18 protein-coding genes and 2 pseudogenes are annotated in these 21,324 nt (G+C 57.2%); 10 read left to right on the top strand and 10 right to left on the bottom strand.

Features of this window, described 5'->3' with window-relative positions; all coding sequences use genetic code 11:
• The 4 genes from mobQ to JX613_RS18225 form a co-directional block, all read left to right on the top strand.
• Positions 1-1,309, top strand: a 1,309-nt coding sequence (gene mobQ, locus JX613_RS18240; protein ID WP_207102899.1) for a MobQ family relaxase, incomplete at its 5' end; no start/stop codon positions are given.
• A gap of 11 nt (positions 1,310-1,320) precedes the next feature.
• The gene (locus JX613_RS18235) at positions 1,321-2,166 is read left to right on the top strand and encodes a hypothetical protein (RefSeq protein WP_207102898.1); all 846 of its coding nucleotides are present in this window, start codon (positions 1,321-1,323) and stop codon (positions 2,164-2,166) included.
• A 283-nt stretch (positions 2,167-2,449) separates the two neighbouring features.
• Complete coding sequence (locus JX613_RS18230) at positions 2,450-5,530, top strand: site-specific DNA-methyltransferase (protein WP_207102897.1); 3,081 nt, start codon at positions 2,450-2,452, stop codon at positions 5,528-5,530.
• Between the two features lie 3 nt (positions 5,531-5,533).
• The gene (locus tag JX613_RS18225; protein WP_182793489.1) at positions 5,534-8,341 is read left to right on the top strand and encodes a BPTD_3080 family restriction endonuclease; all 2,808 of its coding nucleotides are present in this window, start codon (positions 5,534-5,536) and stop codon (positions 8,339-8,341) included.
• A gap of 119 nt (positions 8,342-8,460) precedes the next feature.
• Here the strand turns inward: JX613_RS18225 and brnA are convergent, their stop codons facing one another.
• The 5 genes from brnA to JX613_RS18200 all read right to left on the bottom strand — a co-directional run bounded on the left by brnA (position 8,461) and on the right by JX613_RS18200 (position 11,029).
• Positions 8,461-8,676, bottom strand: a complete 216-nt coding sequence (gene brnA / locus JX613_RS18220) for a type II toxin-antitoxin system BrnA family antitoxin (RefSeq protein WP_182793488.1) — start codon at positions 8,674-8,676, stop codon at positions 8,461-8,463.
• Complete coding sequence (locus JX613_RS18215; RefSeq protein ID WP_207102896.1) at positions 8,663-8,926, bottom strand: BrnT family toxin; 264 nt, start codon at positions 8,924-8,926, stop codon at positions 8,663-8,665. Before JX613_RS18215 ends, brnA begins: the two co-directional genes overlap by 14 nt.
• A gap of 56 nt (positions 8,927-8,982) precedes the next feature.
• Positions 8,983-9,234, bottom strand: a complete 252-nt coding sequence (locus JX613_RS18210) for a WGR domain-containing protein (RefSeq protein WP_207102895.1) — start codon at positions 9,232-9,234, stop codon at positions 8,983-8,985.
• 5 nt (positions 9,235-9,239) lie between these two features.
• Positions 9,240-9,827, bottom strand: coding sequence for a tyrosine-type recombinase/integrase (locus tag JX613_RS18205; RefSeq protein WP_207102894.1), 588 nt, complete (start codon positions 9,825-9,827; stop codon positions 9,240-9,242).
• A 302-nt stretch (positions 9,828-10,129) separates the two neighbouring features.
• Complete coding sequence (locus JX613_RS18200; protein WP_207102893.1) at positions 10,130-11,029, bottom strand: HNH endonuclease; 900 nt, start codon at positions 11,027-11,029, stop codon at positions 10,130-10,132.
• 143 nt (positions 11,030-11,172) lie between these two features.
• Between JX613_RS18200 and JX613_RS20050 the strand changes: the two are divergent.
• The 6 genes and pseudogenes from JX613_RS20050 to JX613_RS20435 all read left to right on the top strand — a co-directional run.
• Positions 11,173-11,334 (top strand): annotated as a pseudogene (locus JX613_RS20050) (integrase core domain-containing protein); the annotation flags it as partial.
• 714 nt (positions 11,335-12,048) lie between these two features.
• Positions 12,049-13,011 carry a glycoside hydrolase family protein gene (locus tag JX613_RS18190; protein WP_207102892.1) on the top strand — a complete coding sequence of 321 codons (963 nt, stop codon included), beginning with the start codon at positions 12,049-12,051 and terminating at the stop codon, positions 13,009-13,011.
• Positions 13,012-13,163: 152 nt separating this feature from the next.
• Positions 13,164-14,402, top strand: a complete 1,239-nt coding sequence (locus JX613_RS18185; RefSeq protein WP_207102891.1) for a hypothetical protein — start codon at positions 13,164-13,166, stop codon at positions 14,400-14,402.
• Complete coding sequence (locus JX613_RS18180) at positions 14,399-14,722, top strand: hypothetical protein (protein ID WP_207102890.1); 324 nt, start codon at positions 14,399-14,401, stop codon at positions 14,720-14,722. The genes JX613_RS18185 and JX613_RS18180 overlap by 4 nt, the downstream gene beginning before the upstream one ends.
• A 192-nt stretch (positions 14,723-14,914) precedes the next feature.
• Positions 14,915-16,006 carry an IS630 family transposase gene (locus tag JX613_RS18175; RefSeq protein ID WP_207102889.1) on the top strand — a complete coding sequence of 364 codons (1,092 nt, stop codon included), beginning with the start codon at positions 14,915-14,917 and terminating at the stop codon, positions 16,004-16,006.
• A gap of 81 nt (positions 16,007-16,087) precedes the next feature.
• Positions 16,088-16,192, top strand: a pseudogene (locus JX613_RS20435) (IS481 family transposase); the annotation flags it as partial.
• A gap of 497 nt (positions 16,193-16,689) precedes the next feature.
• On the opposite strand, the gene JX613_RS18170 reads toward JX613_RS20435, so the two are convergent.
• The 5 genes from JX613_RS18170 to JX613_RS18150 all read right to left on the bottom strand — a co-directional run bounded on the left by JX613_RS18170 (position 16,690) and on the right by JX613_RS18150 (position 21,145).
• Positions 16,690-16,989 carry a hypothetical protein gene (locus JX613_RS18170; RefSeq protein WP_207102888.1) on the bottom strand — a complete coding sequence of 100 codons (300 nt, stop codon included), beginning with the start codon at positions 16,987-16,989 and terminating at the stop codon, positions 16,690-16,692.
• A complete protein-coding gene (locus tag JX613_RS18165) occupies positions 16,982-17,659 on the bottom strand; it encodes a ParA family protein (protein WP_207102887.1) in 678 nt (225 codons plus the stop codon). The genes JX613_RS18170 and JX613_RS18165 overlap by 8 nt, the downstream gene beginning before the upstream one ends.
• Positions 17,660-17,759: 100 nt before the next feature.
• On the bottom strand, positions 17,760-18,542 hold the full coding sequence (locus JX613_RS18160) for a replication initiation protein (RefSeq protein ID WP_207102886.1): 783 nt from the start codon (positions 18,540-18,542) through the stop codon (positions 17,760-17,762).
• A gap of 474 nt (positions 18,543-19,016) precedes the next feature.
• A complete protein-coding gene (locus tag JX613_RS18155; RefSeq protein ID WP_207102885.1) occupies positions 19,017-20,861 on the bottom strand; it encodes a type IV secretory system conjugative DNA transfer family protein in 1,845 nt (614 codons plus the stop codon).
• On the bottom strand, positions 20,858-21,145 hold the full coding sequence (locus tag JX613_RS18150) for a hypothetical protein (protein WP_207102884.1): 288 nt from the start codon (positions 21,143-21,145) through the stop codon (positions 20,858-20,860). Before JX613_RS18150 ends, JX613_RS18155 begins: the two co-directional genes overlap by 4 nt.
• Positions 21,146-21,324 lie beyond the last annotated feature (179 nt).

Genomic DNA, 21,324 nt, shown 5'->3' with positions numbered 1-21,324 from the left:
TGTGCGCGTCCTCATGGGGCTTCGCCCCGCGCCGGACGGCTTCCCCCAATGCGGCCGTGCCGCATGCGCGAGGGCTTCCCGCCCTCGCACTCCCGGCCAGCGGAACAGCCGCTGGACCCTGTTCGTGAAAGGCAGCGTCGGCGTGGCGATCTATCATCTCAGCGCCAAGGTGATCGGCCGGAAGGGCGGGCGCTCCTCCGTGGCGGCTGCGGCCTACCGGGCCGGGGGGCGGCTGCGGGACGAGCGCCAGGGGATCGAGCATGACTACAGCCGCAAGGGTGGGGTGGTGCATGCGGAGATCCTGGCCCCCGAGAATGCGCCGGACTGGATGCGGGATCGGGACCGGCTGTGGAATGCCGTGGAGGCCGTTGAGCGCCGCAAGGATGCGCAGCTTGCCCGTGAGGTCGAGGTTGCGCTTCCCCGCGAGCTGGACCGGGGGGAGCGGCTGGAGCTCTTGCGCGGCTTTGTGCAGCGGCAGTTCGTCGGTCGCGGGATGATTGCCGATCTGGCGGTTCATGAAGGACGCGCGCGCGACGGGCATGGCCAGCCGCATGCCCATGTGATGCTGACGCTGCGTGAGCTGACCGGTGAGGGCTTTGGCAAGAAGGACCGGTCCTGGAACGAGCCTGAGCTTCTGCTGGGCTGGCGGGAAGCTTGGGCACGGGAGGCTAATGCCGCCTTGGAGCGGGCAGGGCGCTCGGAGCGGATCGATCATCGATCGCTTCCTGTGCAGCGCGCGGAGGTGGAACGAGAAGCCACGCGGGCGTGGGGTGCCGGGCAGGAAGAACGCGCCCGCCAGCTTGAGGGCAAAATGGTGGAGCTCTCGCGCGAGCCAGAGCCGAAGATCGGGCCGGCTGCCAATGCCCTGGAGAAGCGCGGGATCGAGACCGAGCGCGGCAATGCCTTCCGGGCGGCGCAGGTGCGCAACGCGGAGCGGCGCGAGTGGGGCTGGCGGCAGTTGGAGCTGCGGTTTGAGCTGGCCGAACGCGGCCGGGCCTTTGTGGCGGCGGCACGCGAGCGGATCGGGCAGCTCTGGCAGAGGGCCGAGGCGGCGATGGGAAAAATCAGGGAGAGGATGATGGGCCAGATGGAACGGGCAGACCGGTCGGCTGACAGAGAGACGCAGCGGGCCGCCGTGCTGGGACGTGGTGGGGCCGAGGTGCAGCGCCAGGACAAGGACGTCGGCCGAGAGCGGGTGGCGCCGGTCGAGCTTGACCATGGACGCCGCAATGCCATCCTAGGTCGGCATCGAAATGACGGGCAGGAGCGGCAGTCCGGCCTGGGACGGGATCGAGAGAGGGAGCGATAAGGGTATTTCAAATGAGCTATTTTGAAGACGGGCCGTTGATGAACGGGTACGATCCCAACTGGGAAAAGAAGTTCAATCAGACGCAGGCGCTCATTGGTCAGCTGGAAAATAAGCAGCGTCAGGATTGGACAGACGATGCTCATAGCGTCGTTTCCAAGCTCCACGGTGAAATCCCCAAAATATTTCTGTCACAGTTCAGAACCGTACTGGATTATGAAAAATTCCTGCGCGAGCAGCATTGGTTTCGCGCGAAGAAACTCGGACTGCGTCTGCCGGACATCCGCGCACAGGCAACGGAAGACGAGGTAAGCGCGGCTTACCAGGCCTTCAGGGACGTGGCCGATCGCGTCGAGTCATATCAGCGGCTCCCGAAACCGGAAGAGTGGGGCAACGGACTGTTTGCTCTGGACAAGCCGGATCATGTCCAAAGGGTCATTGAAACGGTTTCCATTGATATCGGTGGCAGCCTTCTTGAGGCGCATCTCATCATCGAACATCACTCTGATGAAGTTCATGTTTGTGTCGTGGAGGACCCGCTGAGCGTATCCACCGTTCTGTCGCCTGTGAACGGATTTGGGCTGGCGAAATACCTTGCAGGTCGGATGGATATGAAAAAAGCGGGCAAGCTGGGCAAGCTTTTTGCTCGTGCCAACGGGAAGGCAGTGTTCGTATACAAGTTTTTCAGCCCGCTTTCGTCCCATGCGCCCGGAGCGCGGGTGTATCCGTGTCGGCTTGTATTTGATAATGCCGGATGCGCTGGTCTTGAAGAAATGGCGGGGATCAAAGAAGCAACGCCCCTCATGATGGAAGAGCTGTTGAAGCTTGATCGGGACGTGGCGAATTGGGCCGAAAAGTAGAAGTATCTTTACATCACGCCGTGCCTGCAGAAGCTGAGCTTCGGCGGTCAGGTGATCGAGTTCAGTGCAGTCGATTGATTCAGTGGCTTTGGAAAGACCAGCCAGAGCGGCCTGAGATCCGAAAACCCTTTCGCCTCGTCGCGAAGGGTGGCGCAGACACAAAGTCCTGATGCCGATTTGGGATCGTGGTCAGGCGTTCACACGACAAGTGAATAAGAGTGCAACTTCACAACTGCTGCGATAGGCTTGCCCAAACGCAATTTCCTGTGAGCCCTTTGCCTGCATGCCTGATACCATCTCCCACCTGATCCTCTCCCTGACCCCTGAAGACGGCGCATCCATCGGCAACGGCACGATGATGGCCTTGCTGCGTGAGCGTTTGCCTGAGCTCTCCGATGACGATTATTTCGCGGCGCGCGATGCGCTGGTGGACAATGGGGTTCTGGCCCGCGGCCGTGGGCGCGGCGGGTCGATCATGCGCTTGGTCAAGGAGGCTGAGGATGAGGACGACGGCGATGATGCGGATGCCGATGATGAGGGGGACGGCTTCGAACTGACCCTGACCGACGAGCCGGAGCCACAGCAGCGCGCAGCCCCTCGCAGCAAAAAGGCTATGCGCAAGCCGAACGGTCCAATGCAGGTGCTCAGCTATCGTCATGGTGAGATGCGGATGAACAATCCCGAGGTGGGGATGGTCCATGCTGGCACCGATCCGGATGGCGAAAAGACGGTCTGGGCCTATGATCCTCATCTGGATCCGGTGCTGAACTTTGACAGCGCACGGGCAGGGATCGAAAAGCTGATCGATGATGCGCTGGCCAGCGCTGACCCTGAACGCATGAAGGACGCGTTGCAGGAGCTGAAGCGGCTGCAGGCGCCCTATCTCAACTGGACGGGCAAGGCGGAACGGACCAGCGTCGAAGTGGATACCGTCTCGCTCCATGTCCATGAACGGGTGGACCCGGCGACGATCCTCGCCAACGTGGCGAAGCGGCTGAAGGGCAAGGATGCTTCAACGCAATGGCGGCAGCCGGACCTATTCGCGGCGCCGTTCGAGAACCTGCCGCTGCGCCAGGCGCTGGATTTCTACCACCACGAAAAGGGCTGGTCGAACCGGCTGGTGGCGGGCGACAGCCTCTTGGTGATGAACTCGCTCCTGACCAAGGAAAGCATGGGCGGCAAGGTTCAGATGATTTACATCGATCCGCCCTACGGCATCAAATACGGCTCGAACTTTCAGCCATTCACGAACAAGCGCGACGTGAAGGATCGCTCGGACGACGACCTCACCCAGGAACCCGAGATGATCAAGGCGTTCCGGGACACTTGGGAGCTCGGCATCCACTCCTACCTCACCTACCTGCGCGACCGGCTTATGTTGGCGCGGGAATTGCTAACCGAAAGTGGGTCGGTGTTTGTGCAGATGGGAGATGAGAACACGCATTTGGCTCGCTCACTTATGGATGAAGTTCTTGGTAAGGAAAATTTTGTCGCTGAGATCTTTTTCCAAACAGCCGCAAATCAAAACACAAAGAGGATTCAACGGCTTTATGATTGTCTGATCTGGTACAAGGGTCAAGGAAGTTTGAAGTTCAGAGAAATTTTCCGAGACCGTAGCGAAGGGGAAATTGAGTCCGTCTTTAATGCTCGTGACCCTGAAACGGGAGAACCCATTAAAACAGCACAGCTCAAATCTAATGAACACGTGCCGCGTTTGAAGAAAGCTGGAAGATTAACGATTGACGAGAAGTACTGGAAAAGGAAATTTTCAGACTTCCCACTTCTTCGCTACGACAACGTCTGGAAGGGAACCGTGGAGTCGACTTTTTCGAAGGAAAAGGTCTACGTGGTTCAAACCAACTTGAATGTGCTCGAACGCTGCCTGCTAATGACCACCGATCCCGGCGATCTGGTGCTCGATCCTACCTGCGGCTCCGGCACCACCGCCTTCGTGGCCGAGAAGTGGGGGCGGCGCTGGATTACCTGTGATACCTCGCGTGTGGCGATCACGCTGGCCAAGCAGCGGCTGATGACCGCCAGCTTTGACTACTATGCATTGCGGTATCCGCATGAGGGGCTGACGGGTGGCTTCGACTACGAAACAATCCCCCATGTTACGCTAACGAGCATCGCCGATAACCCCGACATCGACGCGATCCATGACGAAGACCACCCGAAGATCGCGACGGCGCTGGCCGATTTAAACACCGCCTTGGCAGCCACTCCGCCGAAGCCACTCAAGGGTGCGCGCAAGGGCAAGCCGGTGGATTTCGCCAAGGGCGACAACTTGTACGAATGGGAGGTGCCCTTCGACTGGCCGGACGACTGGCCCGAGGCCGTCCGTGCCTCCTTCGACGCCTTCCACGCTGCTCGTCAGGCGATGCAACGTCGGATGGACCAGTCCATCTCCGACCATGCCGAGCAGGAGACGCTCTACGACAAGCCGCGGATCGACAAATCCAAGCTGCGCATCTGTGGGCCGTTCTCGGTCGAAGCGGTCCCGGCGCCGACCGTCCTGTCGCTGGACGACAGCATTCCGCCGCAAGAGGCCGACGAGACCGTCGCCCGCTCTGGCGAGACCTCCCGCCAGGCGCTGTGGCGCGACGAACTCCTGAAGACCGGCGTGCGCGGCAAGGGCGGCGCCATGCTCCGCTTCGCCGAGTTCGAGACGCTGCCGGGGCTGAAACACATCCACGCCAGAGGATCTATGGCCGAGACGGGCGAGCGCGTCGTCGTTAGCTTCGGCCCCGAACACGCGGCACTGGAGCAGCGGCAGGTGGAGCTGGCACTGACCGAGGTTGAGACCCTGCGCCCGTCACCCAAGTTCATCCTGTTCTGCGCCTTCACCTTCGACCCCGAGGCGGCGAAGGACATCGACGAGGTAAACTGGCCGGGCGTGACGCTGCTCAAGGCGCAGATGAACACCGACCTCTTGACCGAGGATCTGAAGAAGGGCCGTAGCTCCAACCAGTCGTTCTGGCTGATGGGCCAGCCCGATGTGGACCTGCGCAAACGTAAGGACGGCCTGTGGGAGGTCGAGGTCAACGGCTTCGACTATTTCGACCCGCGCAAGGGGGATCTGGTTTCCGGCGGTACAAAGCAGATCGCCATGTGGTCGTTGGACGTGGATTACGACAACCGCTCGCTGATGCCGCATCAGGTGTTCTTCCCGATGGCGGATGCCAAAGGCGGCTGGAACCGCCTGCGCAAGACTGTGCGCGCAGAACTGGACGAAGACCTGCTGGAGCAGTTCCACGGCTCGGTGTCGCTGCCCTTCGAGGCGGGCGAAAACCGGCGCATCGCTATTAAAATCGTGGACGACCGTGGAATCGAGTCGCTGAAGATTATGCGGCTCGAGGACTGACCCATGTCACTTATCATCAACAGGCCGTGGGAATGCCCGGCGCAGCACTGGGTCGAAGGCAAGGGCGGCAAGCTGGAGATCAAGCCGGAGCGACGGCCGGCGAGCTATGACGTCTTTGACGCGCGCAACAACACTAAGCGCACCGAGGTGCTGGATTTGGTGAACACAATCCGCACGCGCGTGGATCAGTGGCGCGAGGATGGCTGGCCAGGGGTGACTATCGTCACCCGCAAGCTGCTGGAGCACTGGCACGACCGTGAAGCGCGGCAGCATCCGTTCTACTTTTGCCAGCTCGAGGCGATCGAGACGTTGATCTGGTGGGTCGAGGGCGCCGAAGCCTACAAGCAGGGCATCGCAATCCCGGGCGATGGCGGAGTGTGGGAGCGGCTCTGCAACAAGATGGCGACGGGGTCCGGCAAGACCACAGTGATGGCGATGATCATTACGTGGCAGGTGTTGAACGCGCTGACCTATCCGAAGCGCAACAAGGATTTCAGCCGCGCCGTGTTCATCGTGGCGCCGGGCCTGACGGTGAGGGAACGGCTTCAGGTGCTGATCCCCCGCGAGGGCAGCTACTACGACGAGTTCAACCTGTGCCCCTCCGAGGCCTTGCGTCAGAAGCTGAACCACGCCGAGGTGCTGATCGAGAACTGGCACACGCTGATGCCGCTGAAGGAAGCGGACCGCTCGGTCGTCAAGAAGGGGCGCGAGTCCGACGAGGCCTTCACGCGGCGGGTGTTGGGCAAGCTGGCGGCGCACAAGGACATCATCGTCATCAACGACGAGGCGCACCACGCCTATCGCAAACCACCCGAGGTGAAGATCAGCAAGAAGGTAGCCGAGGAGCAGGGTATCGACCTTGACGAGGCGACGCGCTGGATCGAGGGTCTGGACCGCATCCACAAGACCCGGCGCATCCAGCGCTGTTTTGACCTGTCGGCCACGCCCTTTGCGCCGACCGGCAAAGCTAGCACCGACACGGCGCTGTTCGACTGGATCGTCTCGGATTTCGGATTGAACGACGCGATTGAGGCCGGGCTGGTGAAAACGCCGCGGGTCGTCGTGCGCGATGATGCCGTTCCCGACGCGAAGACGCTGCGCTCAAAACTCTACCACATTTACCGCGACCCGACCGTCTCCGAAGACCTGAACCGCAAGGCCGAAGCCTATGAGGCGCTACCCAAGCTGGTTCAGGACGCCTATACGCTGCTTGGCGCCGACTGGCAGGAAACCCGGACGCGTTGGCGGGAGGCCGGGCATCATTCCCCGCCCGTCATGCTGACGGTTTGCAACCGCACCGAGACCGCAGCGCGCATTGAGACCTACTTCAACAAGGGTGATGCGCACTGGCCCGAGTTGCATGCACCGACCCGGACACTTCGGGTCGACTCCAGAGTTCTGGAAAAGGCCGAGATCGGCGAAACCTCGACTTCCGACAAGGATTACGAGGCACGACTGAAGGCAATCGTCGACGCGGCGACCATCCCGGAAACCCGGCGTCAACAGTTCCTCGCCCTAAGGAAGGAGGAATTGCTGCGCGAGATAGTGGACAACGTCGGGAAACGCGGTGCGGCCGGTCAGGATCTGCAGAACGTCGTTTCGGTGGCGATGCTGTCGGAGGGATGGGACGCCAAGAACGTCACGCACATTATGGGGCTCCGGGCCTTCACATCCCAGCTGCTGTGCGAGCAGGTCGTCGGGCGTGGATTGCGTCGAGTGTCCTATGACACAGACGAGAACGGTCTGTTCTTGCCCGAATACGTCAACGTCTTCGGCGTGCCGCTCTCGATCTCGGAAACCGGAGAAGGTGGCGACGCTCCGCCGCCTCCGAAGCCGACGACGCAGATCGAAGTCGTGCCCGAGCGGGCAGATCTGGAACTTCGCTGGCCAAACGTGCTGCGTGTCGAAACGGTCGTCAAACCAGAGCTCACCATCGACTGGAGTGTTGTGCAGCCACTCGTCCTCGATCCTGCAAGCACACCGATCAGCGCCGAACTCGCCCCGGCGCTTGGCGGGGCGACAGACATGGGCAAGGTCACTTCCATCGATCTTGAGAAGCTACCGGATGGCTTCCGCCTGCAACGCCTCGTTTTTCAGGCCGCCAGAAAAGCCTTTGCCGAGCTCAGCCATGGTTTTTCAGGCAGCCGTGAATATCTGGCGGCGCAGCTGGTCAGGATCGTCGAGGCGTTTCTCAACTCCGACCGTCTCGAGATCCCGTCGCTGTTTCACTCCGACCCGCTTCGGCGGCGAATTCTTATCGCGCTCAACATCGACCTCGTCGTTCAGAATGTACTGAGCAACGTGACGGAGCAGAATACGGAACGCTTGACGCCGGTGTTCGACGAGGAAAACCCGATCGGCGCCACCAGCCAGATGCGGACTTGGTACACCACCAAGCCGTGCTTTCCGACCACCAAGTCGCATATTAGCCATCTGGTGGGAGACTCCGCTTGGGAAGGCCATGCGGCCAATGTCTTTGAGAAGCGCGAGGACATTCTCTCATACGCCAAGAACGATCACTTGGGCTTTCAGATCTACTATATGTGGGCCGGTTCACGTCGGCGGTATGTTCCGGATTTCCTCCTCCGCCTTGCCAACGGCACGACGCTGGCGCTCGAGATCAAGGGCGTCGACAGTCCGCAGAACAAGGCCAAACGCGCCGCACTGAATGAATGGGTCCGAGCTGTGAACTCGTTCGGAGGGTTCGGTCATTGGGCGTGGGACGTGGCGTTCAGGCCGAGCGATGTGCAGGACATTGTTACAAAGCATGCTGTGGCTACGACAGCCGCGGAACCGGCACCTGTGGTTTGATGATGATTGAGGCTGCAATCGTGGTCGAAAGCTAGAAAGGTCATGCAGGGTTCGAGCTGGCTTAGAGCATAGCTTCGGCTCCCCCTGCGGCAGACCGCATCAATGCGGGACTGGTTTCATCATTGAAGCCGTTCCGCGATCCACATCTTGATCAGGGCTTGGCGGGTGATGCCAAGCTTTTGCGCTTGGCGGTCCAGACTAGCGACCACCCATGCCGGGAAATCCACGTTCACCCGCTTGGCCTCGACATTGAGGCGGCGCCCCTTGGTCCAATCGACATGGGCAGACATGTCCTCGCCCGCGTCGAAGCGTTCGTCGAATTCAGTCGCCTTCATAATGGTCGATCTCCTGCTTGCGGGCGCGGCGCACGGAGATGATCCGCACCCGGTCGCTCCGATATGTGTAGACGGCCGTCCAATGCCTAGCCCCGATCATGCCGACCGCCAGAAAGCGCGGCTCATCCGTGACGTTGGCGGGGGCCTCGATCAGATAAGGATCATCCCAGAGAGCTTGGGCCTCATCAAAGTCGATCCCGTGCTTTTCACGGTTCGAGGCACTCTTTTCGGGATCATACTCGAATTTCATCAATGACAATGTATAATCAAAATAGGATAATTACTATACCATTTTAGACAAGAAAACTACCCAAACATGGCCAGTTGCTGCGGCTCAACCCAATAGCCGCGTTGCCGCTTGCGGGCTTCCAGAGCCAACAAGGCGGCCAAAGCCTGCTCGTGCGTGGCAAAACAGTCCAGCCGGATCCGGCCGCCCCGCCCGATCCGCCCCCATTCCCGGTAGAGAGTCCATTCCCCAAACAGATTGGGCAGCACGGCCAGCCGGTAGAAGCGGGCCACATTCTTTGCGGGAACGTGCTTTTCAAGGTAGGTCTGCATGGGCCTCAGAGATGATACCTGCGAGCGATTTCCAGAGCTTCGGCCTGTTCGGTGCCGATATAGTCCTTGGTGCTTTCGATGCTGGCATGGCCGAGCAGAAGCTGAGCCGCCCGTAGGTTGCCGGTCTGCTGGTGGATATAGGTCGGAAACGTTCGCCGCAGGGAATGGAGCCCGTAAAGGGCGGGATCGAGGCGGGCCTTTTCCAGCCAGGATTTGAACAGCCGCCAAAGTTGGCTTTCACTGAGATGGCTTTGTGACCATCGAGGGCCCTGCCCAGTGAACAGCCAAGCATGCAGCGGCTTCTCGGCATCGGCCAGGTATGCCCGCAGGCTGTCGCGGGTTGCCGGCGACAGCCGTGCCTGAACAGGCCGGACATTCCGCTTCTCGGTCTTCTTCTGCCGGATCTCAACGATCTCGCGGATGCCGGCGGGGGTGGCCACATCCGAGACGCGCAGGCGCACCAGGTCAGAGCCGCGAAAGCTGGTATCCACCGCGATGTTGAAGAGCGCCAGATCACGCAGGGCGCGGTCCTGGCGCAGAAGCAGCCGGATCAACGCCACCTGGTCCGGCGTGAGCGGAGGCTTCTTGCCCACCACCTTTCCCTTGTTCCAGGCCGCTCTCGATCCATCCATAATCACCCAATCCACTTGCACGCTATTCCCAGCATTATGCCCGGAACCTCGCATATGGAAAGGCCATCCTATGAGGACATTGCGAAAAGCCCAGCTTTTGTTGAGCTTTGCAGAAGACAGCCATGCGCGCTTCTAACCAAAAGCTCGCATGGATAAAAGTGTAATGTATAAAACGGCGCAGGTGAAAGTTGCCTGTGCAGACGAATCGGCCGTCCGAAAATAGCATGCGTAATGGTTGGCTCGACCGACCACACTCAAGCTTCTCAGCTGTTTCCGAAGATCTTGCGTCGATGATATTCCATATAGACCGCTTGCTTCTTCGTAAGAGGTCTCTGCTCTAAGCGGGGCGATAATCCCCATGCCGAAACCACGTCATGCGGAAGAGACGGGCACAGGATCAATGCGCCGCTGTCCTCAAAGGTGATGTAGCCGCGGTCGAATAGACGATCTACGTGCGGGGAAAGAAGCAATCCATTGTTCCCGTCTAGCTTTTCGAAGTCGTTGCTCTTCGACCAGGGCTTGATATGGCTAGCGGTCAAGAACCGGTCATCAGTGATACCGGTGATGCGACATCCAACTTCATGCTGCTTGAGGTTCTTTCGGTACTGACCTTGACCAAGCCTTGATAACACAAGCTGGTACTTCTCCGTAGCGCCAATATCAGTCCGGTTCTGGATTTCACGCTCATGGCCTTCTTCAAGGGCCACCTTGAGCTGTCGGCCGATTAGTGACAACAGCGCTTCTGCCATAGCTTCCGGGATTTCAGCTAGGTAGACCTGGTTGCCGACGCCATCAGCGCGAATAGGCGCGTATCTCTTGGGTAAGAGTGGTGCCAGCAGATTCATGTGGTCCTTTGGCTTAATGGGATTGCTGAGCTCTTCGTAGTTAACTTGCACCAACCAACCGTCAGCATCCCAACCATCGCCTGCTTTCCCAAACTCCTTGGGCTTCTCCGCGGAACGGGCCGGTGCTGAAACTGCCCCTACTGTTTTGATAAACGTGTCCGCAAAAGAAAATACGAAGTCCCCCGAGTTGACCTCGGTCATGTTTTGATAAAATTGGTTGAAGCCCCCGCCTTTGTTGGTCTTCGGCGACCACATATAGCCGCCGCCAACCTCTGCCTTGTAGGTTTGGTTTTGATTGACCCACCAGTAGCGCGACATCAAAGCTTTCCTTCAGATTGAGTACTTGCGGCTAAGCTTAAGAGACAATGAATTTTAACAACATCCCTTGGCTGGGTACGCTTCAGGCTCGAACCGGGATTTCGCCGCCTTCCCACGAAGGTCAGCTATAAGCGCCATGCTAATGCGTCTACCTGAACACCTTCGAGACCGGGTCCGAGGCCCGCAAGGGGATCGGTGCCTGGATCAGCTATTACAACGAAAAACGTCCGCACTCATCGCACCGGTTGCTGACGCCAGCTGAAGCCTATGATACCGCCAACCAGAACCTGAGAGCCGCTGCCTGATATGAAACCCATGCCAAAGCTTAGCAAGGCGGCAAACTGGTCGAAAATCCCGGACCACCTCTGAGCGCTTGAAGCATAGACGTCAGCGAACCGGAAGCTCTTTTGTCAACACAGCCGAGAGAGAAACAGCGCTTAAGAACCGAGTTCCGCGGCAACACTAAACTAGCTCATCTAACTGATTCATAGGCAAGTTTTTATAAATTTTTCTTTAAACAGCCACGCTGTTTCTTGGGTGTAAGTAGATAAAAATCTAGTGCTACAAGGCACATCTTTTCTACTCCCTTTTTCATCCAAACCAGTGTAGAATAAACGGAGTAAGGCATAAAATCTCTGATGTGGGACGGCTAACGATGAGAGCATCTTCATCGAACGGTAGTTCTATTAATAATAAAACAGTATTTCTGATATACAAAAAAAATTATATTAATATCTACCAAATACCTAGAATAACGTTGCTATTTGCAGGGAGCGTGTAATATTGATTTGCCATACTAGTCAGTCTGCTAATGATTGGTTGTTGCTAATGTAATGTCATAGGCAGGGAAAGGCACGGTGGGTAATATTGGTCTGAAAACATATATAACCGCCAAAGATATTTGTTGATATTCAGTGCGAGGATCTTTATCGCAGACGCCGCTGGCTAGGAAAAACAATAACGCATGAGGAATAGGTAGGACTGAGGTAAACTGGTACATAGTATCAAGGAGTATCGTTATGAAAGTCAATGCAAAAGGACTGGCGCTTATCAAACACTTCGAAGGACTTTTCCTCGAAGCGTACATTGACCCAGTAGGCGTATGGACAATAGGATATGGCCATACAAAAAATGCTAAAAAAGGCATGAAAATAACTGAGGGTGAAGCCGAGGCTCTACTTAGAGAAGACTTATCTTTGCATGAAGCTTTTGTTGAATCTCATGTTAGTATTAGTATCAATGACGATGAGTTTTCTGCTCTAGTATCTTTTGCTTTCAATGTTGGGAATGGCGCGCTTAAATCATCCACTCTTCTTCAGCTCCTTAATTCTGGCAAGAAGAGAAAGGCTGCGGAACAATTCGACGCATGGGTTAAAGGAACTGTAGGTGGTAACAAAGTTACACTGCCAGGTCTGGTTCGTAGGCGAGAAGCGGAAAGAAAGTTATTTGAGTCAGGTGAATTGGACTTTGGGTATGGTCCTGTTAAAATATCGGAGGAGCTGTCCAAAAAATCTTTGTCGTTGGTAAGTTCTGACGCGCTAGCAATGTCTGGATTCAAGGCTAAGTTCGACACATGGACAATAAAACATTTTTCAGCACATGAATTGCTTGTAAAAGGCTATCAAAACAGCAACTCCGATAGTGATGCCTATGGTTTGAACACTGATCCACCAGAGGAATTATGGGATAATATTATTACAACCATTCGGGTTTTGGATCTTCTTCGTGAACAGCTTGGCGTTCCTATAATGACAACTTCTGTGTATCGGAGTCCGGCTTACAATAAGGCAATTGGCGGCGCAAAAAATAGCTTGCATATGGAGTTTAACGCTATAGATTTTATTGTAAAAAACACCACTCTTACTCCTAGTCAATGGGCATCACGTCTTCAAGATATGAAAGCTGCTGGTGTTTTTGACGGATGGATTGGAGTGTACGATCACTTCGTGCACCTTGACACACGCGGAAACCTTCCTTTGTGAAGCCTTTACTGTCGTAACGTTCATCGCGTAACACCTTTTTCATAGTAAATAAATGTTCAAAAGGTAAAAAGGACTTTGGTGCACTGGGCTGCCAAGGGATGAAGGTATTTCCTGGCGATAGATCAAAAGAACACCGTAGAGGGGGCCTGATGATGAGCTTGAACGAGGGTGGAAAGGATGTTCCGGCTTCTCCAGCCGAGGGCAGCCCTCCTACAAATGAGCTTTCTTCAGGCGAAAAAAAAGATGGAGTTATTAGAAAAAACATCTTTCAGTTTCTGCACTACATGCAAGATGGAAAAAATCTTCTAGCATTATTATCTGCAAGTGTTGTCATTATTTTTTTGATGTTATATTTGAAACCTTGGGTTAACTATGTTGAGCCAGGAGCTAGAGATATATCTAGCGCATGGTTCAAGCAAATAGGCCGCTATGGTATAATTGGCCGATTTCCTCCAGAAGAAGATTTTCATGTGGGTGATGTATACGCAATAATCGGTACTGTAAATTCAGATTATCCTGATGATGCTTATGAAAAAGACGAAAAAAAAGATCACGCTGCATCACTTGAGGGAAGGTCGGTCAGAATTGGTTACATAAATCTTCGATCTGATATGGATGCTGAGGTTGATCGACCGAATTTTCCTGACACTAAAATTGCAAGTAACGGCAAGCCAGATTTCTCGCAGGGACGAGAAGAATCAACGAAAAGTTCTAATTCCAAGATTTTACTGAGTCGGATAGCGTTTCCTACAATCATCCTAAATAGAGGTAGTGACTCGGAAGCGGGGTTTCGATTTCTTCCAGCTGCTCTTAATGGTGGTGGAAAAGATGCGGTATTTGACGAAATTAGAATTCCTAATGCGGAAACATACGGTGCGCCTGCCGTTAACGCAAGCGCAAGATTGATCTTATGGTGCAAAGACGAACAAACAAAGCTATATTGTGAAGACGGCCCTCTTAGGCGCGCTTTATCATTTTCTATAAGCCCGAGAGTTTATGACAAAGATGAGTCAGGAAATTACGTTTACAAACTTAAAGTTCAGCTTGTTTCTAGAGTGTATGTGACTCGCGAGTTAAAAATTAGAAGATTGGTTAATAATAGTAATGGACTTGGCCTTGGCAGTGGAGGGGGTACTTCAGAGATAGTAGATATTTCTGAGGCCGTTACTAAGGTTAATACTGAAGGAGAAGATGTAGGAAATTTGAAAATACTAGAGGATCGCGCAACTAGAAGCAGCCAATTTCAAGATTCTGGCACGGCGAGAATTATATCTTCATTCGCTTCAGTAGAAGATGTTGGTTTGGACGCCGTTTTCCCAAGGCCTATGGTATTTGGTTTTAAGGCCATTACTATAGATGTTCCACCAAATAAACCGGAGAAAAAGCAATGACCAAATACCATCTTTGGATTACCGTTCTCAGCATCTTTTCTGCCTTTCCTGCTGTTTCCCAGCAAAGTGACGAGCTATCCCGTGCGCCTGGAACTTCGTCCCAAGATGTTGGCGACACTGCACCATGCAGCCCATTCCCGATGTGCTCCTTCAAGGAGGGGACTTTTCCGGTTCAGCCAGGTGAGCCTCCGATCGGAACGCGGGATCTGGAGGCTCTAGTTAATCCTGAGGCGTCGGTGCTGTCAGATGACAACAGGAGCTCCTTGCAGGAGCAGATTATTCAACAGGATTTCGGTGCCAGCGTGGAAGGACGACAATAAATGCTATGGTTAAAACAGACCAAATTAGAGTGACTCTGTCGCAAACAGCACGAGAGGGTTACAAAGGTATCAGTACAGTTGCTAAGCTTGAGCGATTAGCGAAGGACTGATCCGCATAACGAAACGGAAGCGCTAGTGTTCACCACCTAACGGAAGATTCCTTCTTGTAGTCGCGTCTGGCATGTTCGGCGGATGAGACGAGACGACATCAGCCTTTACCTTGGCCCTGCCGATCGAGCGCGGCTTGAAACCGTGCTCACTGACCGAAACACGCCACGCAAGGTGGTCTGGCGGGCCGAGATCATTCTGGCTACCGCCGATGGCTACGGCACCAACGAGATCATGCGGCGTGCAAGGATTTCGAAGCCCACTGTCTGGCGTTGGCAATCCCGCTATCTCGACGAGGGTGTGGCAGGGCTGCTGCGCGACAAGACCCGGCCTTCGCGGGTGCCTCCGCTGCCCCGGGAGACACGGCTGATGGTGATCGCGAAGACCGTGCAGGAGGCTCCTCCCAACGCCACCCACTGGAGCCGCTCGATGATGGCCGAAGCGGTGGGGATCTCTCCTTCGAGCGTGGGACGCATCTGGGCGGAGGCGGGGTTGAAGCCGCATGTCTCGCGCGGGTTCAAGGTGTCGAACGACCCGCTGTTTGAGGAGAAAGTCACCGAGATCGTCGGTCTGTATCTGAACCCGCCGGACCGCGCTGTCGTGCTGTGTGTTGATGAAAAATCACAGATACAGGCCTTGGATCGGACCCAGCCTGGCTTGCCGCTCAAGAAGGGGCGCGCCGCCACGATGACCCACGATTACAAGCGCCACGGCACGACTACCCTGTTCGCCGCGCTTGATGTCAAATCCGGTCTGGTCATCGGTGATTGCATGCCGCGTCATCGGGCACGGGAGTTTCTGACCTTCCTGCGCCGCATTGACCGCGTCGTCCGCAAACCACGTGACATCCATCTCGTGCTCGACAACTACGCGACCCACAAGACGCCCGAGGTGCAGGCCTGGCTGGAGAAACATCCGCGGTTCAAGCTGCATTTCACACCAACCAGTGCCTCCTGGCTCAACCTTGTCGAGCGCTTCTTCGCAGAGATCACTGCAAAGCGTATTCGCAGAGGCAGTTATACCAGCGTGAGCGACTTGGAGGACGCAATCTACGACTACCTGGCGCAGCACAACATCCGGCCGAAGCCCTTTGTTTGGACCAAGTCAGCCGACGACATCCTCACCCGTGAACGACGCGCGCTCGACGCACTCGATGGCATCCGCGGGAACAGGTAACAAGCGTCAGATTCAAAACACTAGGTGTTTGATCCCATGGTTTGATGGTGCGATCCTTTCTTGGGAATGGAAGGATACCCTATGGGACAAGTTCGTCACGGAAGCGCCACGACCACGCACGCCATCCGAGCAGCAATACAACGATCGCACGCGGCACGTTTCTGTTTGTCCTGTTCCTGCGGGGTGGCCAGCTGATCATACCCTGGGACGAGACCTTCACAGCATGGCAAGCAGGGCCAACTGTTCCCGGGCAGGCCTTCGGCACTATCATGTGTGAAATGGCCGTGCGGGATCAGCTGGATGGAACCTTTCGGCGGCAGTTCAAGAACAGCTGCATGAATGCCAGCTTGGACCTCAGTTACTCCCGTTTATCCGCGGATTTACCCGTGCACGGCGTCTGACGGAACTGAGCGCCTGCGAAGGGGTGGGAAGAGGAGACGCCGAAGAGCGGAATTGCCAGGCGAGATGTCTTCTCAGATAAGCGACAAGAACTCGAAAACACAACTCAATGCCACTTGGCTAATGGAGTGGTTATGGCACAAATCGCGGCACCCGGTTGGGCCTTCTTCTGCGCAACGAACAAGCGGCCCGCAGGGCTGAACAAAGAAAAAGTCAGCGCCATTCTCGCGCAGTAAATTTACCACTCGGAGAATTTTAGGCGCGAAGAAATACGCTGTTTATTGTTAAAGCCGCTCATCCTTCACAAGCTCCGCAATGTGCGCCTCAAGATAGTCCTGCATGGACATACCTCGACGCAGCAGCCAGATCTTGAACTTTGCGTGCGTCTCCGGATCCAAGCCGAAGCTCGGCCGGGCCTCTGTCGCTGTGCGCGCTTTCGGAGGCCGGCCGCGCTTAGACGGAGTCGGTGCGGACGCCGGTGGTGGCGTCTCCCCTGCCCCGCGCTGTTCCACGCCCTTGATCGGTACGGCCTTGGCACTTGGATCGATCATGCCGGCGAACGAGAAGCTGCCTTTCTTAGCCATCAAGCAGCCCTTTAACATAGGCCCACAGGTCGCGCGCCTCCTCGGCGGCTTTCGGGTCACTCGCCTCTGTCACCCCCTGCCCCGTCGCGGCGGTCTCAGCATAGATCACGCGCATGGCAGAGTTTACCGGCGCCAACTTGCCATATTGTGCCAGCGTACGTGCCGCCTCGTCTGTAACGCGCGCACGAGGGGTCTGGGACAGAAGGAAGGCGAAGTCGGACCCTGCCTCACGCGCGGCGCGCAGGGTAGCTCCCACGGCGCGGAGGTCGTGCGGAGAAGGGCGAACGGGGATCAACACCAGGTCAGCAGCTGCCATGACGTTGGAAAGCCAGTCAGCCGCGGCAGGCGGCGTGTCGATCACCAAGAGGTCAAAGTGCTTGGCCAAGGCGGGGAGGGCGGCCTTGACTTGATCAGGTGCGGGGTCGCTGTCAGGCATCTGTGGCCACTCGGCGTCGCGCCCATCCCACCACCCGCGCAAGCTGCGCTGTGGGTCCAAGTCGACCATAGCCACCCGTTGTCCGTCCTGTGAGGCTGCTACCGCCAAGTTGATCGCTGTCGTAGTCTTGCCTGCGCCGCCCTTCTGTGAGGCGATTACGATTGACTTCATTTCTGCATTTTCCCCTCGCACAATTTTCCACGCGCTAAATTCTACGCTTGGAAGCTTTGCCATTTGACCGCGTGGGCCAATGACCGCTTCGCCAATTCTCGGTGACATGAATTTTCCACTCGCAGAATTCTAGGCGTGTCCGCGCGTCCAAGTCGCCGCATCTTCAATTTTCCGGAGCGCTAAATTCGCCACGCACAGCGGCATAGGCTCGCTTTTGCGCTTCTGGGCCTTTGATTGCCCAAGCAACCTTGATCGCACCAACCTTCCGCCCAACCTTTACCGGCTCAAACGCAGCGTGAAATTCAGCCAGCCGGTTTACTTCATCAAAGGCAGGCTGGATCGCGAACTTGAGCAGGTTGGAATAGGTGTTGAGCTTGCCTGGCTCAACACCAAGCATGCTGCGGAACTGATCGATGGTGAACGTCTCCGACCGGACGTAGGACAGCCGCGCACGCTTGGCGACGATCTCATAGAGGGCGAGGGCGTACTTGCTCGATACCGCATGGATCACGTCAAGCTGCAGCTTGGCGAAGATCTGGCTATCGCGCAGCAGCTCGACCAGCAGTGGGTCAAACTCATAAGTGAGATAGCCGCGGTCATTCCGGCGGTCGGCGATTGTGGTGCGGCCGAGGAGGGGCACCAGCTCGACCCGATCGGCGGCGCGGATGGTGACGATGGTCCGCATCAGCGATTTAATTGCCTGCGCCAGGCGCTCATTGCCCGCGTGGGAGAACTTGAGCGCGGAGAGGGGGATCGTGAACCGTTGGTGCGGTACGGCCATGTCCGGACCGTGGGCATTGTGCAGCAGCAGGTTGTAAGCACGCCGCGCATTGAGCGTCAGCTTCTCTGCACCATCGACTTCGACCAGCTCGGCGGGCTTTAGCATCTCGCCGCCATAGGGCCGCAAGTCGAGCATCGAAACCGTAGTTTTTGGGTCGATTTGCATTCTTCAAACCGTAGCTGCCAGCCGGGGCAGTAACTACGGTTTGGTTGCTCAGGTCAAATGAAAGCGAAACCCGTAGTTTTCGGGTCGATTGTGCCCATAAAGCGCCGCCCAGAAGGGCAAGGAGCCTTTTCGACCCAATTTCTACGGGATCTAGACCCGTTTTCTACGGTTTCGAGACGAACTCCGACCCGTTTTCTACGGGCTTCCGACCCATAAACTACGGATCGCGTGTATTAATAATTGAAAAAACAGTAAGTTACAGGTAACAGAAGAAGAAGAAAGAGAAGAAAGAAGATTCCGAAATAAGGGACACGCTATACGGCCCCTAAAACGCAAAAAGAACGACCCATCGGTTTAAGCCGACAGGGCTGAATGCTGAGACTAAAGCAGGGCTATACTTGGCAACCCACGTATTGAAGGCAGACAGTAAGTGTAGGATCATACCTTCAGGCACCAGACTCCATAGGTGAAGCTTCAATTCAGCGGGTTTTGATCCCACTTCCCATGGTAGGCCTTGCTCTCGCGATACCGATTGAGCTTGCCCCTAAGGGGGCTGCGGTTGCCAACCAGGAGCAGAAGCTCATCAGGCTTCATGCCCATGATCTGCTCTGCTGTCATGAGCTTCTGACGCTGCTCGGCGTAAGACAGATCGCCCCTGCCGGTGAGGCTGCGATCCTCCTTGATCTGCTGAGAATAGATGGTGCCTTCACCGAGATGGCGGGCCGCCCAGTCAGCGGTCTCGATGTCATTGAGATTGAAGAGACGCTTGGTGATGCAGGATCCAAAGATACTGCGGGCATCGTTCTGCCCGTAGGCTTCCACCACCTGGCCGGTGTCCTGGGTCACGAAGAGGGCCTCGAAGCCCACGCCGGCGGCGACGTTGGCGATGTTCATGATCTGCTCCATGCGTCCCATGCGCACGAACTCATCAAGGGCCAGAAGGATCGGCGCCTTGACCCTGCGCCGGCCGTCCTGGCGGACGACCAGGCCCAGCACCAAGTTGATGAAGAGACGCATGAACACCGCCTGCTTGTCGATCTGATCGAGCGGCACGGCGATGAAGAGATCGATCCTGTCGTCCAGCAGATCATCCATGCAGAAGCTGGAGCGCTTCAGGAAGTGGCGCATGGCGTCGGATTGCATCCAGGCAAAGGCCTTGGCGATGGAGGTCTGGATGCTGCCGCGCTCGCGGTCTCCCGCGCGGAGAATGGTGGCGGCGATCTGGGCGGGCCGGTGCCCGACCAGATCGGCATTCTCGGCCCAGGCCTGCAGAGTGTCATCGAGGTCAGGCGCCAGGAGAAGATCCGCCACCCTGACAAGGGTGCGGTGCTCCGGTTCTTCCTGGGTGACGACAACCTCGATGGCGCCGGCCACCAGCTCGCGGGCCATTTCCGCGAAATGGGCGCCATCACCCTTTTCCGGGCGCACCAGGCCATCAGCCAGGAGCGGGATGTCGCGGGACAGCTCGTGCGGGCGAATGTAGTCGAGCGGATTGACCTGATCGGCGGAGTCTTCGATGACCCCGAAGGGGTTCAGCACCACGACCTGCCGGCCCAGGCTTTGCCGATGGCGCCGGGTGACGGCGAAGTTCTCGCCCTTGATGTCGAGCACGACCACCGGGCCTTGATGATCGAGGATGGCCGGGATCACCGCACCGACGCCCTTGCCGCCACGGGTGCCCGCAACGACCAGGTGATGGCCACCACGCCAGCCTTTGGCGTCATCCTTGGCATAGCGCAGCAGCTTGCCGTTATGGAGCGCCAGCGGCATGCCGGTCTTGTTGCGGGCCAGGCGGGCGATGTCGCGGGGCTCCATCCAGCCGGCCCGCCAGGGACCGGAGCGGGATTGGCGGTTGCGGCGAAAGCGTGGATCGAAGGCGGCCCGCAGCGGCGTGATGATTGCCAAGGCGATCACCACAAGCCCGACACCCCCACCGATCAGGACGGCCTGCTGATGCTCCTGGGGAAAGCGCCCAAAGCCCTTGAACGTCTCCCAGACACTGCGGGGCAGGGGCACGCCCACTGCGGCCCAGGACCGGTAGGTCTCCGAGAGGGCCTGGAGCGCGGCCTGGAGCGGCCACAGGGCAGGTAGAGCCGATCCGGCGAGGCAGACCCATGCCGCGATCTTCCAAGGCGCTCTGCGGCCTTCTGAGGCGTTTCCCAGCGTGTCCAGGATTGCGGCGCCCGCCAGCAGCGGGATGGCATAAAGGGTGAGCGGATAGATGGAGATGATTTGCGGCAAGCCCCAGAAGGCCAAGGCCGCGATCAGGACTGCCCCCACCATCAGGATCCAGTGGCGGGGCTCCAGGACGAGGTTCATGACGGTCCTCCGGTATCTTCGGGAAAGAGGCGCTGCCAGAGACCGCGCTTGCCATCCCGCTCGGTCAGGCGGCTTGGCAGTTCACGGCGCACGAAGTCTCGCAGGGCAGGATCATCCCTCAGCCGTTCATAGACCAGCGATCCGAGCAGCCAGGTGATGCGGTTGTCGTTCTTGCGGTCGATCTCCCGCTGGCGCGCATCGATGGCCTGCATCCGGGCCTCCAGCTGAGCCGTCCTCCGGGCCAGCTCTTCCAGGCGGCCAAGGGGATCAGGATGGGCGGGCATCGCGGCACCTCCGGTTCTGGTGGGCGCAACCGTAGCGGGTGAGACAGCTGTTGAAAAGTTCTAAATGCGCGCTTATACATTGCTAAAGCAATGTGCGCGTCCTCATGGGGCTTCGCCCCGCGCCGGACGGCTTCCCCCAATGCGGCCGTGCCGCATGCGCGAGGGCTTCCCGCCCTCGC

The organism is Paracoccus shandongensis, assembly GCF_017315735.1.
Taxonomy (GTDB): domain Bacteria; phylum Pseudomonadota; class Alphaproteobacteria; order Rhodobacterales; family Rhodobacteraceae; genus Paracoccus; species Paracoccus shandongensis.
This window is presented reverse-complemented; position numbering and strand designations above follow the sequence as displayed.

Excerpts from the sequence above, each read along its gene's own strand:
- JX613_RS18235 (WP_207102898.1), top strand. The coding sequence starts at position 1,321 with ATGAGCTATTTTGAAGACGGGCCGTTGATGAACGGGTACGATCCCAAC.
- JX613_RS18230 (WP_207102897.1), top strand. The coding sequence starts at position 2,450 with ATGCCTGATACCATCTCCCACCTGATCCTCTCCCTGACCCCTGAAGAC.
- JX613_RS18225 (WP_182793489.1), top strand. The coding sequence starts at position 5,534 with ATGTCACTTATCATCAACAGGCCGTGGGAATGCCCGGCGCAGCACTGG.
- brnA (WP_182793488.1), bottom strand. The coding sequence starts at position 8,676 with ATGAAGGCGACTGAATTCGACGAACGCTTCGACGCGGGCGAGGACATG.
- JX613_RS18215 (WP_207102896.1), bottom strand. The coding sequence starts at position 8,926 with ATGAAATTCGAGTATGATCCCGAAAAGAGTGCCTCGAACCGTGAAAAG.
- JX613_RS18210 (WP_207102895.1), bottom strand. The coding sequence starts at position 9,234 with ATGCAGACCTACCTTGAAAAGCACGTTCCCGCAAAGAATGTGGCCCGC.
- JX613_RS18200 (WP_207102893.1), bottom strand. The coding sequence starts at position 11,029 with ATGTCGCGCTACTGGTGGGTCAATCAAAACCAAACCTACAAGGCAGAG.
- JX613_RS18190 (WP_207102892.1), top strand. The coding sequence starts at position 12,049 with ATGAAAGTCAATGCAAAAGGACTGGCGCTTATCAAACACTTCGAAGGA.
- JX613_RS18185 (WP_207102891.1), top strand. The coding sequence starts at position 13,164 with ATGAGCTTGAACGAGGGTGGAAAGGATGTTCCGGCTTCTCCAGCCGAG.
- JX613_RS18180 (WP_207102890.1), top strand. The coding sequence starts at position 14,399 with ATGACCAAATACCATCTTTGGATTACCGTTCTCAGCATCTTTTCTGCC.
- JX613_RS18175 (WP_207102889.1), top strand. The coding sequence starts at position 14,915 with ATGAGACGAGACGACATCAGCCTTTACCTTGGCCCTGCCGATCGAGCG.
- JX613_RS18170 (WP_207102888.1), bottom strand. The coding sequence starts at position 16,989 with ATGGCTAAGAAAGGCAGCTTCTCGTTCGCCGGCATGATCGATCCAAGT.
- JX613_RS18165 (WP_207102887.1), bottom strand. The coding sequence starts at position 17,659 with ATGGCAAAGCTTCCAAGCGTAGAATTTAGCGCGTGGAAAATTGTGCGA.
- JX613_RS18160 (WP_207102886.1), bottom strand. The coding sequence starts at position 18,542 with ATGCAAATCGACCCAAAAACTACGGTTTCGATGCTCGACTTGCGGCCC.
- JX613_RS18155 (WP_207102885.1), bottom strand. The coding sequence starts at position 20,861 with ATGAACCTCGTCCTGGAGCCCCGCCACTGGATCCTGATGGTGGGGGCA.
- JX613_RS18150 (WP_207102884.1), bottom strand. The coding sequence starts at position 21,145 with ATGCCCGCCCATCCTGATCCCCTTGGCCGCCTGGAAGAGCTGGCCCGG.